The 12,342-nt window shown below is 38.4% G+C and carries 12 protein-coding genes; 10 read left to right on the top strand and 2 right to left on the bottom strand.

Features of this window, described 5'->3' with window-relative positions:
* Together ACFINM_RS06395 and ACFINM_RS06390 are read right to left on the bottom strand one after the other, a co-directional pair.
* Positions 1-423, bottom strand: a complete 423-nt coding sequence (locus tag ACFINM_RS06395; RefSeq protein WP_375607220.1) for an HIT family protein — start codon at positions 421-423, stop codon at positions 1-3.
* Positions 424-557: 134 nt separating this feature from the next.
* The gene (locus ACFINM_RS06390; RefSeq protein WP_375620782.1) at positions 558-1,019 is read right to left on the bottom strand and encodes a RidA family protein; all 462 of its coding nucleotides are present in this window, start codon (positions 1,017-1,019) and stop codon (positions 558-560) included.
* Between the two features lie 145 nt (positions 1,020-1,164).
* Between ACFINM_RS06390 and ACFINM_RS06385 the strand changes: the two genes are divergently transcribed.
* The 10 genes from ACFINM_RS06385 to fabZ all read left to right on the top strand — a co-directional run bounded on the left by ACFINM_RS06385 (position 1,165) and on the right by fabZ (position 12,340).
* Positions 1,165-2,001, top strand: a complete 837-nt coding sequence (locus ACFINM_RS06385; protein ID WP_375620783.1) for a cell envelope integrity EipB family protein — start codon at positions 1,165-1,167, stop codon at positions 1,999-2,001.
* Positions 2,002-2,168: 167 nt separating this feature from the next.
* Positions 2,169-2,948, top strand: a complete 780-nt coding sequence (gene rpsB, locus ACFINM_RS06380; protein ID WP_273788135.1) for a 30S ribosomal protein S2 — start codon at positions 2,169-2,171, stop codon at positions 2,946-2,948.
* A gap of 102 nt (positions 2,949-3,050) precedes the next feature.
* Positions 3,051-3,974, top strand: coding sequence for a translation elongation factor Ts (gene tsf, locus ACFINM_RS06375; RefSeq protein WP_375630041.1), 924 nt, complete (start codon positions 3,051-3,053; stop codon positions 3,972-3,974).
* Positions 3,975-4,131: 157 nt separating this feature from the next.
* The gene (gene pyrH / locus ACFINM_RS06370) at positions 4,132-4,851 is read left to right on the top strand and encodes a UMP kinase (RefSeq protein ID WP_273790666.1); all 720 of its coding nucleotides are present in this window, start codon (positions 4,132-4,134) and stop codon (positions 4,849-4,851) included.
* Positions 4,852-4,888: 37 nt separating this feature from the next.
* Complete coding sequence (gene frr, locus ACFINM_RS06365; protein ID WP_273790667.1) at positions 4,889-5,449, top strand: ribosome recycling factor; 561 nt, start codon at positions 4,889-4,891, stop codon at positions 5,447-5,449.
* A gap of 731 nt (positions 5,450-6,180) precedes the next feature.
* A complete protein-coding gene (locus ACFINM_RS06360; protein ID WP_375613469.1) occupies positions 6,181-6,996 on the top strand; it encodes a phosphatidate cytidylyltransferase in 816 nt (271 codons plus the stop codon).
* A gap of 15 nt (positions 6,997-7,011) precedes the next feature.
* A complete protein-coding gene (locus ACFINM_RS06355) occupies positions 7,012-8,160 on the top strand; it encodes an RIP metalloprotease (protein WP_375613470.1) in 1,149 nt (382 codons plus the stop codon).
* 202 nt (positions 8,161-8,362) lie between these two features.
* A complete protein-coding gene (gene bamA, locus ACFINM_RS06350; RefSeq protein WP_375630040.1) occupies positions 8,363-10,759 on the top strand; it encodes an outer membrane protein assembly factor BamA in 2,397 nt (798 codons plus the stop codon).
* Between the two features lie 65 nt (positions 10,760-10,824).
* Positions 10,825-11,871: a UDP-3-O-(3-hydroxymyristoyl)glucosamine N-acyltransferase gene (lpxD, locus tag ACFINM_RS06345; protein ID WP_375630039.1), complete on the top strand. Its 1,047-nt coding sequence runs from the start codon at positions 10,825-10,827 to the stop codon at positions 11,869-11,871.
* A 1-nt stretch (position 11,872) separates the two neighbouring features.
* The gene (gene fabZ / locus ACFINM_RS06340) at positions 11,873-12,340 is read left to right on the top strand and encodes a 3-hydroxyacyl-ACP dehydratase FabZ (RefSeq protein ID WP_375620785.1); all 468 of its coding nucleotides are present in this window, start codon (positions 11,873-11,875) and stop codon (positions 12,338-12,340) included.
* The last annotated feature ends 2 nt before the right edge of the window (positions 12,341-12,342 follow it).

The raw sequence follows: 12,342 nt of genomic DNA, 5'->3' as shown, positions 1-12,342 counted from the left end.
TTATAAAGCTGCACGAATTTTTTTTGCATTCTCTTCAAGTATTTCTGGAGGCGTTACCATATCATTATGAGGGGTAAGCTCTATTCCCTCCATACGTGGTATAATATGAAAATGAAGGTGATAGACGGTTTGTTGACTAGCTGCTTCATTAAATTGCATGACAGTTATGCCATCTGCTTGAAAGGCTTTTTTGACAGCATTTGCAATTTTTTGAACAGCTTTAATAACAGGAAATAATGTTTCAGGATCTGCATCAAGTAAGTTTCTAGAGCCTTTTTTAGGAATGACCAGCGTATGACCTGGTGCCTGTGGCATGATATCCATAAATCCAATAACATCATCATCTTCGTAGACACGAACAGAAGGGATTTCATTGCGAATCAATTTAGCAAAAATATTGTTATTGTCATAAGCTTGTTTCATACAAATATTTCCTTTTATCGTAAGTTTAAGATTCTAATTTAAAAACGAAAAAATGCAAGGTTTATCAGAGTGTAAGACAAAGAAGTATTTTGACTTCAGTTATATTTAGGATAATGCACTGTCTTAATGAAGGTTTAGATTTCTATAATGGCTTCAACTTCTACAGGAACATCCATAGGAAGAGAGGCAACACCAATAGCAGAACGGGCGTGTTTTCCAATTTCACCAAGGATATTGACGAATAAATTAGAAGCTCCATTGGCAACAAAAGGAATATCGGTAAAATGAGAATCTACAGCCACAAAAACAGTAATTTTGACCACACGTTTTATTTTATTTAAGTCACCCAGAGTTGCCTTGAGTTGCGCGAGAATATTGAGAGCGCAAGCTTCAGATGCTTTTTGGGCTTGTTCGGTATTCACAGTTGCACCAACTTTACCGATGGCTATTGGTTTTCCATTAATAAGAGGGAGTTGTCCAGAAATAAAGATTTGATTGCCACTTTGTGAAGTGGTGATGTAATTGGCAAGGGGGGAGATTACTTCAGGAAGAGTGATTCCGAATTTTTCTAAGTTTTTTTCAATCATATTGGTCATAATTTTAACTCCATAGCTGCTCTATAATATATTCATTGCATAATCTATTTTTTGATTTAAGAAAATGTGTGGTTAATTGAGAAATTAACCTTTTTTGCCTTATTGTATGATGTTATGCAACGGGGATAAAGTTCGGAAGTTGGGAATGATTAGATCATTATTTATAATAATTTTATATATTGTTTTTTTATGTACTGCGAGAGCTGAAGAGCCCATTTTTATTGTGCCTCATCGAGCAATTTATGATTTTCATCTCGATAGTGTTTCTCATGAAATGACAATTTCTGCGATGTCAGGACGAATGGTTTACGAGCTTACTGGTTCGGCATGCCAAGGCTATAGCACACGTTTTCGTTTCATTAGCCGTGTTCACATTGAAGATATGCCAGTACGTTTGACGGATCAACAGACGACGAGTTATGAAACAGGAGACAGCCGTACATTTCGTTTTAATATTACAGATCAAGAGGGAGAAGAGGTTGTGCATCGTGCCGAGGGGGTTGCGGAGCGTACGCAAGATGGTATCACAGTTACCTTAAAAAAGCCAAAGGAAAAAGAGTATAAGCTTGCAATGGCTGAATTTCCAATGATGCAACTAAAAAATATTATCCGCCATGCAAAAGCAGGAGATCATTTTTACAATGTTACTGTATTTGATGGGACAAATAAAGCAGATAAAGTTATAAAAGAAAGTATCGTCATAGGGGAAAAGAAGACGCTTTTATCTGATAGCGAAACGGAAAAAGTAAGAAAATTGGATGAAGAAGAATATTGGCCTGTTACAATTTCTTATTTTGATGATGGAGAAAATAAAGATGGTTTGCCGGTTTATCGTAGCAGTTTTCTCTTACATGAGAATGGTGTCATGCGTGATCTTCATATAGATTATGGAACTTTTTCAGTGCGTGCAAAATTGAACAGTCTCGAATTCTTGGAACTTGGAAAAGATCTTAATCAATGTGAAAATGCAAATATTAAATGATTAAAGAAAATAACTTGAAAAAGAATCAAATATTAGTATGTTTGCGCTATTCCACACGCGGAGTCTGGGTGTTTGCAAATGATCTGTGAGAAACTTCTAGCAAGCATCCGCCGGTAGCAGGTCTTCCTGCTTTTTCCGCGGAGGTTGAACCGGAAAGGATAAGATTTATGGCACTACCCGATTTTACTATGCACCAGCTTTTAGAAGCCGGTGTGCATTTTGGTCACCAGACTCATCGCTGGAATCCCAAAATGACTCCCTATATTTATGGTCAGCGTAATAATATCCATATTATTGACCTTGCTCAGACTGTTCCACTTTTACACCAAGCACTTAAACTTGTTTCAGATACTGTAGCGCGTGGTGGTCGTATTCTCTTTGTTGGTACGAAACGACAAGCATCTGACATTATCGCAGATGCGGCGAATCGTTCCGCTCAGTATTACGTTAATGCACGTTGGCTTGGCGGCATGCTCACAAACTGGAAAACGATTTCCAATTCGATCCATCGTTTGCGGAAGCTTGATAAAATTCTTGCTGCTGAAGCGCAAGGCTTTACTAAAAAGGAACGTTTAAATCTTGAACGTGATCGTGAAAAGCTTAATCGTGCGCTTGGTGGTATTAAAGATATGGGTTCTGTTCCAGATCTTATCTTTGTTATCGATACGAATAAAGAAAATATTGCACTCCAAGAAGCAAAGCGTTTAGGTATTCCAGTGATTGCTATTATTGATACCAATTGTGATCCCGATGACGTAACACATCCAATACCAGGTAATGACGATGCTTCACGTGCAATTTCTCTTTATTGCGATCTTTTTGCCCGTGCTGCTCTTGATGGTATTGCACGCCAGCAAGGAGCAATGGGTATCGATTTAGGAGCTCAAGTTGATGCACCTGTGGAGCCTATTTTGGAAGAAAATGCAGTTTCAGAAGTTTCTGAATAATATAAAATGCCTAATTAAGGTACTTTTATTGTCTAAAGAAGAAGTTATAGGCGTGCAGAGGGATTTTGCACGCTTTCACTGTTATAAAATAAAGAGGCAAATATGAGCATTACTGCTGCACAAGTAAAAGAACTTCGAGAACTATCTGGCGCTGGTATGATGGACTGTAAAGCCGCCCTAGCAGAGACCAATGGTGATATGGAAGCTGCTGTTGATTGGCTTCGTAAAAAAGGAATAGCTAAAGCAGATAAAAAGGCTGGTCGTACAGCAGCTGAGGGATTAATCGGAGTCGTATCAAAAGATTCACATGCAGTTTTGGTTGAGATTAATTCTGAAACAGATTTTGTTGCGCGCAATGATGGATTCCAAGACATCGTGCGTAAAGTAGCAACTGCTGCCTTAGATACGCCAGGGGATGTTGAATCTGTTTCTGTTTCTCTTTATCCAGGTTCTGAGAAGACTGTAGAGCTTACGATTAAAGATGCAATTGGTACAATTGGCGAAAATATGACATTTCGTCGTTCCGCTAAATTGTCTGTTGAGAATGGTGTTGTTGCGACTTATATACACAATAGTGTGGCTGATGGGCTTGGAAAACTTGGTGTTTTGGTTGCAATTGAAACAACAGGAAATAAGGAAGCTGCTCTTGCTTTTGGTCGGCAGGTCGCGATGCATATTGCGGCAACCAATCCATTAGCACTTACAGCACAAGATGTTGATGCTGCTGCTGTTGAGCGAGAAAAAGCAATTTTTTCAGATCAAGCGCGTCAGTCTGGAAAACCTGAAAATATCATTGAAAAAATGGTAGAAGGACGTATGCGTAAGTTTTTTGAAGAGGTTGTTTTGCTTTCTCAAGCTTTTGTTATGAATCCTGATATAACTGTTGAGGCCGCTCTAAAGGATGCTGAGAAATCAATTGGTGCCCCAGCAAAAATTACAGGCTTTATTCGTTTTGCATTAGGTGAAGGTGTGGAAAAAGAGGAGTCTGATTTTGCTGCAGAGGTTGCTGCTGCTGTAAAAGGCTAGTTATTGCAAACTCTTGATCAGAGATTTAAAGTCATATCATTGGTTGTAGAATCTCTGAGGGGAACAATGTAATTGTTGAGAGGGCGTCACGTGAAAAAAGTGGTGCCCTTCGTGATGTCAAAAGCAAAAAGTAAATGGGCTTTTGGGGAGATTATTAATGGCATTAGCACTTCCGTATAAACGTATTCTTTTAAAGGCTTCTGGTGAAGCTCTTATGGGAGGGCAGAATTTTGGCATTGATGTTTCTGTTGTAGACCGTATTGCCGCTGATATTGCAGAAGTGCGCACAATGGGGATAGAAGTTGCGGTTGTTATCGGTGGGGGAAATATTTTTCGTGGCGTTGCTGTTGCTTCGCATGGTGGGGACCGAGTGACAGGTGATCATATGGGAATGCTTGCAACTGCTATTAACTCTTTAGCATTGCGAACATCTTTGACAAAATTAGGGGTTGAAACTGTTGTACTCTCTGCGATTGCTATGCCACAAATTTGTGAAAGCTTCTCGCAACGTAAAGCAATAGCTTATATGAATCAGGGAAAAGTTGTTATTTTTGCAGGTGGTACAGGAAATCCATTTTTTACCACTGATTCTGCTGCTACTTTACGTGCAGCAGAAATTGGTGCGGATGTCCTTCTTAAAGGAACACAAGTTGATGGTATTTATTCAGCAGATCCAAAAATAGACCCTACGGCTAAGCGTTTTGACCAATTAACACATGTTGAAGTTTTGCAATGGGGATTATCTGTTATGGATTCAACGGCGGTCACTTTAGCACGTGAGAACAATGTACCGATTATTGTGTATTCCATTCATGAAAAAGGCGGTTTGGCTAAGGTCTTGAATGGAACAGGACGCTTTACAATAGTATCGGAATAAGGGTAAGCTTCAAAGGACAATTGAAGGAGACAGAAATATGAATGTTACATCAATTATGGATGATCTGAAACGTCGCATGGATGGTGCCATTACGGCTTTTAAACATGAATTAGGTGGTTTGCGGACTGGACGTGCATCGGCCAGTTTATTAGAGCCGTTGACCGTTGAATCTTATGGTTCTGTTGTGCATATCAATCAGGTTGCTAATATTTCTGTTCCCGAACCTCGGATGCTTTCTGTTTCTGTATGGGATAAAACGATGGTCGGAGCTGTAGAGCGCGCTATTCGCGATTCTGGTCTTGGTTTAAATCCCATAACTGATGGTACGAATCTACGTATTCCTTTGCCTGAGTTGAATGAAGAGCGCCGTAAAGAACTTGTAAAAATTGCGCATCACTATGCAGAGCAAGCGCGTGTTGCTACACGTCATGTTCGTCGGGATGGTCTGGACAATTTGAAAAAGTTAGAAAAAGATGGTGAAATTGGACAAGATGAAGCCCATAGTTTGTCTGAAAAAGTTCAAAAACTCACGGATGAAACTATTGCTGATATTGATAAAATTTTAGCCGTAAAAGAATCTGAAATTATGCACGTTTAAGACGATTTTGTCACTAGAAAAAGGATATTTACTCCCAGCCTGTAAATTGTTTCTAGGGATAATTGTGGGGAGTGGTGTGCTCTGTGGTAGCAAGGTGTGATGCAGGAAGGTGTTCTATCATTTTGATATGGGAGAGACTGATTTGAAAGGGCAGATGTTTTTATTTTTTAGTCTGCGTGATAAATCATGCCCTTTGCTGGGAGACACTATTTAACAGCATGGTGCGGGTTTTTAGTTGAGCACGTCTTTGTTAAAATGCATAATGAAAGCATTATTAGAAATTATTCAAATATTCTAAGATGAAGGTTGAGGAAAGAATATAATGCAAAAAAACAAGTCTAACCTTTCTCTTATTTCTCATTATAAAACATGTGAGTATAATTGATCAAGCAGATGTTATGTGGCGTAATTCATTTTTTAATGACGAATAGTTGATAGAAAAGTGTTTTTATACGAAACCTATATTAGTTAATTTGTATGGGGCAGAGGTAACTGCTTTTTCATTTTATATTTGAGAAAATATTAAAAAAATATTTATAATTTTGACGGAGATTTTTGAAGCTGTTTTCATTGATTATTAGTTTCATAAGCGCTATCTTAGTAGACTGAATTATTTATGATAAATTATAAGAGAAATTATACAGGTATGAGATAAAAATACTGCGTAGGGGAGTTTTTCTTGCGTTAATTTTAGAGCTTGTATTTTCTATTTTTATTGTTTGGATGTTGTTTTGTCTAATTTGGTTTATCGTATTCTGACAGCTTTTGTTTTTGGCATTATTGCGTTGTATCTAACATGGTTGGGAGGAAACTTCTTTTTTTTATTTGTATGGTGTATTGGCGGTTTTGTTCTTTATGAGTGGATGAGTATTACTAAAGAGAAATGGTGTATTTTACAAAAAATATTAGCAAGTATCTTTTATTTAATCTTTGGCTTTTTTTTAGTATTGAGTGTATCTGCTTCATTGATTTTTTGTGTTTTAATCGTTTTAGCTACAGTGTTAGCTATTATATCTATAAAAAAGAGTGGTTGGGTTTTTTGTGGTTTTTTATATGCATCTTTTCCTGTTGTTGCTTTATGCTTTCTACGGGATCATGAAATGTTGGGGTTCCAAGTTGTTATTTTCTTATTTACGATAGTGTGGGGAACAGATATCGGTGGTTATTTTATCGGACGTGCATTAGGGGGCCCTAAATTAGCACCACAATTTTCTCCTAATAAAACATGGTCAGGAGCACTTGGTGGTACATTTGTCGGAGTTTTCGGTGGTATATGGGTTGCTTTTGGATTTTTTGATATAAATTTAGCCAGTTTTTTTGTGCCACTCCTTACACTTGTTTTGTCAATTGTTTCACAATTGAGTGATTTAGGGCAATCATGGCTCAAAAGACGGTTTTCTGTTAAAGATTCTAGTTCTTTATTGCCTGGACATGGTGGTTTTATGGATCGTATAGATGGATTGGTAGGGGCAGCTTTTCTTCTTTATTTAATTGGTTCATTTATGTCTGATATGGATGCGCCTTTTAATCTTTTTAGTATGATCTAATTGGGAGAAGATAGTTTGGAACTTTTAAATCATATCGTCACTATGGGTGATTTTCTTTTAAGAAGTTTGAGTATTCTTTTCATCATTATGATTATCATTTTTGTGCACGAATTTGGGCACTATCTCATTGGTCGGTGGTGTGGTATTAAGGCGTTAATTTTTTCGCTTGGATTTGGACCAGAAATAGCGAGTTATACAGATAAGCATGGCACGAAGTGGCGTTTAGCACTTATCCCCTTAGGAGGTTATGTAAAATTTGTTGGGGATGAGGAAAAAATCGATACGGAATCATCCCAATCATCTCTGATTGTTGATGGTTCATTTGCTAGTGCGCATGCTTGGAAAAAAGCAGCAACTGTTTTTGCCGGTCCTTTCTTCAATGCCCTTTTTACTGTTGTTATTCTAACATTTTTTTTCTTTATCTATGGTCGTGTAGCCATTGAGCCCGTTGTTGGTTCTTTGGTAAAAGATAGCCCTGCTCTTCAATCTGGTTTGGAATTAGGTGATCGTTTTGTTGAAATGGATGGACGACGGGTTGAAAGCTTTGAAGATTTGATGAATTATGTAGCTTTTCACGGAAGAGAACCCATAGAGTTTAAAATAGAACGCATGGGGCGAGTCTTTACAACGATGATTACCCCGAAAGTCGTTGAGCGAGATGATGGATTTGGTAATCGAACACGAAGTGCTATGATAGGTGTAGGTGTTCCTGTTGATTTAAATAATCCTGCACGTTTAGATCCAACTTATATAAAACATATTCGCTATGGTTTTGTAACAGCTGTAAGAAAAGCGTCAGACCGTACTGTGTTTATCGCCACTCAAACCGTTCTTTTTATGAGTCGTTTAATAGGAGGCAAAGAGGATCGTTGTCGGCTAAGTGGACCTTCTAAAACCGTTAAAATTGCTTGGAAAGTGAGCGAGACAGGTTTTATCTCTTTGTTGAATTTGGCAGCTTTTCTTTCAATAAGTGTTGGGCTTATTAACCTTTTTCCGATTCTACCGCTTGACGGTGGGCATCTTTTATTGCATGTCATTGAGGTCATTACTGGGAGGAAAATATCTGCTAAAATTCAGGGAATCGTTTTTCGTTTAGGTTTTTCCATTCTTCTCCTTTTTATGATCTTTGTCTTTTTTAATGATTATTTTTGTTGGTTTAGCTAATTAAATTATGGAAAACGCTTTATAAATTAAGTAATAATAGCAAAAACAAATTGAAGGTTGTTTACCATGTCTACAAAATGTTGTGGCGTTGTACATTATAATGAGTAATTAAGGAATGAAAAGTCTCGCTGTAAAAAGGTTGTTATGGCAGTTAGCTTTTAAGGCATCATGTCCAAGGAACGAGAGTAAGGTAAAAAAGCCAATGACTACGAATTCAAAGTTTTTAAATGCAGCATCTGTATTGGTGTTAAAGATGGGGATGATTGCCCCAACAACGGTTTTTATGTCAATTGCTGCGGTCGGAGAAATACAAGCGTCTGTAGTCCGCTCTATTGAGGTTCGTGGGAATAAGTTTGTAAGTTCTCAGGCGATTCGAGACAATATGGGGATTAAGGTTGGGCAAGGTGTTTCCAGTGGTGATGTTGATAGTGCTGTGAAGAACCTTTTCGAATTGGGTTTATTTTATGATGTTAAAATAAATCCGGTGGGTGATAAATTGGTTGTATTCGTAAAAGAATATGAGGTTGTCAATCAAATATTGTTTCAAGGAAATAAATCTTTTAAAGACCCAGATCTTAAGCGGTTTATTTCTTTAAAACCGAATGAGCCTTTTAATTCTGCTAAGCTTTCTGCTGATATAAATACAATTCGTGAGGCTTATAAAACTCTTGGTCGTAATAATATCACTGTTAACGTTCAAACGATTAACCTTGGAAAAGGGCGGGTTAATGTGGTATTTAATGTCGTTGAAGGGAAAAAAACAAAGATTGGTGATATCACTTTTAAGGGAAATAATGTCTTTGGAAGTCGCCGTTTGCGTGATGTGATTTCAACAAAAACTTCAGGAATTTTTTCGAAGTTGTTGGGAGGTGATGTTTACAGTGAAGAGCGCCTCGCTGTTGATGAAGAAGCTTTACGTCGCTTTTATTATAACCGTGGTTATGCAGATTTTCGTGTAGTCTCTTCTAAAGCAACTTTTGATGCAGCAAGCAATACGTATAAAATTTCTTTCGTTCTTGATGAGGGTGCGCTCTATAAAATTAGCGATATTCAGGTTGAAAGTGATGTTGATGGAATTGACGTTCAATCTGTGAAAAGGATACTTAAAACCCAGCCAGGTAATGTTTATAGTGCAGAAGATATTGAACAGTCTGTTGCAACTATTAATAACAAAGTTGCTGATTCTGGCTATGCTTTTGCTAAAGTTGAACCGCGGGGAAATCGTAATTTAGCAAATCATACAATTTCAATTTTATATAATATTGAACAGGGAACACGTGCTTATATTCAACGTATTGATATACGTGGCAATGAGAAAACGCGTGATTACGTCATTCGCCGTGAGATTGATTTAAACGAAGGAGATGCTTACAATCAAACTTTATTACAGCGGGCAAAACGTCGTCTAGAAAGTTTAGGTTTCTTCAAAGCCGTTAATATTTCAATGGTTCCTACAGATCAATCTGACCAAGTTGTTTTGGTAATAGATGTCGTTGAAGCTTCAACAGGAGATCTCTCTCTTTCTGGAGGGTATACAACAGGGGGAACAAGTCCTGGTATGTCACTTGAAGTTTCTGTTACTGAACGTAATCTTGGGGGACGTGGTCAATATGTTCGTTTAGGATTAGGTGCGGGGCAAGAAAAATCTCGTAATTATAATTTATCATTTGTTGATCCTTATTTCTTAGGGTATCGTTTATCTGCTGGTGTTGATGTTTTTCGTAGTACTTATCGTGCTGATAAAGCCTATGATGTACGGCAGACAGGTGGATCGCTGCGGTTTTCGTTACCTATTAATAATCAATTATCTGCTAATGTAGCTTATTCTTATGTGCAGGAAGAATATGATTTTGGCGGAGAGTATGATTTTGACAAAGAGAGTGACATAATAGAATTATATGGGAAATATTCTGGTGCGATTGTTCAAGCTGCAAAACACAGCCCTTGGAAACGTTCATCAATTAGTTATGGTTTCACCTATAATACGATTGATGATATGAGATCCCCCCATGATGGGTGGTACGTGCATCTGCTTCAGGAATATGCAGGGCTTGGTGGGAGTGCAAAGTTCTTGAAGACCACGGGTAAGGCGATGATGTACAAGACTCTTTCTGACCAGAAGGATATCGTTGGTTTGCTTTCCTTTGGGGGTGGTTATATCCACGGAATGGGCCGAGATGGTGTTCGTATTTTCGATATGTTTAAAGTAAATTCTGATATGATTCGAGGGTTCAAATATAATGGAATAGGTCCGCGTCAGGTTTCCAGTAAGGGTGAGGTTTATTTCTTGGGGGGAACGACATATATGAATGCGACTGCTGAAGTACAGTTCCCTATCCCTGTCGTGCCTGAAGGATTTGGGTTGCGCGGTGCTTTATTTGCGGATATTGCCACGCTTTATGGCAATAATTATAAAGCCGTTTTTAAGGGTGAACCGTCTGTTACCAATACCAAAAGTGCTTGGCGTTCATCTGCAGGTGTGAGTTTGATGTGGGATTCTCCGTTTGGTCCTTTGCGTTTTGATTATGCTTGGCCAATAACGAAGCAGGAAGGTGATCGTTTGCAAAAATTGAACTTTGGTATTTCTACGAAGTTCTGATTTGAGCGATTTTAAGAAGGAAAAACTTGAAGAGAATAGCTTAAGCTGGGAGAGAAAGTGTTTTGATGGCGGATACATTTTTTTTTACGCCGTCCCGACGATTGACAGTTGCAAATGCTGCTGAGTTGACGGGTGCAAAGCTTCTTAATCCAGAGTTTTCTCATAAAGTTATCAATACTCTTTCTTCACTTGAGAGTGCTGTGGAAGGTTCGCTTGTTTTTGTAGAGCATCGGAAGTTTTCTGATGCTTTACTGGACAGTTCTGCTGTTGCTGTTTTGTGTACGAATGAGATTGTTTTTAAAGTTCCCGAAACTATGGCAATTTTGGTGACATCCACACCACAGCGTGACTTTGCTCAGATTGGTCGTATTTTGTTTCCAGATTCTGTCAAGCCAATGCCTTGGTTGGGGCAGAAGGGGATTTCATCGCATGCGCATATTCATCCAACGGCTAAGTTGGCAGATGATGTGTGTATTGAAGCGGGAGCTGTTATTGGTAAAAATGTTGAGATTGGTGCAGGAACTCTCATTTCATCCACAGCTGTTATCGGTGAAAATTGCCGTATTGGATGTGACTGCTATATTGCTCCTAAGGTAACAGTTCAGTGTTCTATAATAGGTGATAAGGTTCAGCTTTATTCTGGTGTTTGCATTGGGCAAGATGGTTTTGGTTATGTTGGGGGCGTTTCTGGAATCGAGAAAATTCCACAGCTTGGTCGCGTTATTATTGAGGATGGTGTAGAAGTTGGTGCGAACACGACAATTGATCGTGGAACATTTCAAGATACTGTTATTGGTGAAGGAAGCAAGATTGATAATCTTGTACAAATTGCCCACAATGTAAAAATTGGCCGCTATTGTCTTATTGCCGCTCAATGTGGCATTGCGGGAAGTACATCTATAGGGGATATGTCTCAGCTTGGCGGAAGTGTGGGAGTAGCTGATCACATCATAATAGGTAAATCTGTTCAGATTGCTGCTCGTAGTGGTGTTATGAATGACATTCCGGATGGCGAAAAATGGGGAGGTAGTCCAGCGCGACCATTTAAACAATGGTTTCGTGAAGTAGCGGCGTTGCGCAGTATGGGAAAAGTTAAAAAGGAGAAACGCTGATATGATCAGCAATGAAAAAACTAAAAACTTAGAGGCTGTCGATATTGAAAAGCTATTATCAATATTACCGCACCGTTATCCATTTTTATTAATTGATCGTATCGTTGATATTGATGGTGAACAAGAAGCGATTGGTATTAAAAATATAACGATTAACGAGCCACATTTTACGGGACATTTTCCCTCAAAGCCTGTTATGCCTGGAGTTTTGATTTTAGAAGCTATGGCACAAACGGCAGGAGCAATAGCACTTTTAAATTTAGGCAATAAGCAAACAAATTTAGTTTACCTTATGACGGTTGATAATGCGAAATTTCGTAAGCCGGTTATGCCTGGTGATCAGCTCAAGATTCATGTTCAGCTTTTGAAAAAAAGATCTGGTATGAGACGTTTTTCATGTGTTGCAAAAGTAGAAGATGTCCGCGTCGCTGAAGCAGAAATTGCAGCAATGATTGTCGAAGAAGAATAAAC

The organism is Bartonella sp. AA168HLJHH (assembly GCF_042197365.1).
Classification (GTDB): domain Bacteria; phylum Pseudomonadota; class Alphaproteobacteria; order Rhizobiales; family Rhizobiaceae; genus Bartonella.
Note: the sequence above shows the minus strand (reverse complement) of the source record. Positions and strands in the feature narration are given on the sequence as shown.

Excerpts from the sequence above, each read along its gene's own strand:
- frr (WP_273790667.1), top strand. The coding sequence starts at position 4,889 with ATGAATGTTACATCAATTATGGATGATCTGAAACGTCGCATGGATGGT.
- ACFINM_RS06395 (WP_375607220.1), bottom strand. The coding sequence starts at position 423 with ATGAAACAAGCTTATGACAATAACAATATTTTTGCTAAATTGATTCGC.
- fabZ (WP_375620785.1), top strand. The coding sequence starts at position 11,873 with ATGATCAGCAATGAAAAAACTAAAAACTTAGAGGCTGTCGATATTGAA.
- rpsB (WP_273788135.1), top strand. The coding sequence starts at position 2,169 with ATGGCACTACCCGATTTTACTATGCACCAGCTTTTAGAAGCCGGTGTG.
- ACFINM_RS06390 (WP_375620782.1), bottom strand. The coding sequence starts at position 1,019 with ATGACCAATATGATTGAAAAAAACTTAGAAAAATTCGGAATCACTCTT.
- bamA (WP_375630040.1), top strand. The coding sequence starts at position 8,363 with ATGACTACGAATTCAAAGTTTTTAAATGCAGCATCTGTATTGGTGTTA.
- lpxD (WP_375630039.1), top strand. The coding sequence starts at position 10,825 with ATGGCGGATACATTTTTTTTTACGCCGTCCCGACGATTGACAGTTGCA.
- pyrH (WP_273790666.1), top strand. The coding sequence starts at position 4,132 with ATGGCATTAGCACTTCCGTATAAACGTATTCTTTTAAAGGCTTCTGGT.
- tsf (WP_375630041.1), top strand. The coding sequence starts at position 3,051 with ATGAGCATTACTGCTGCACAAGTAAAAGAACTTCGAGAACTATCTGGC.
- ACFINM_RS06385 (WP_375620783.1), top strand. The coding sequence starts at position 1,165 with ATGATTAGATCATTATTTATAATAATTTTATATATTGTTTTTTTATGT.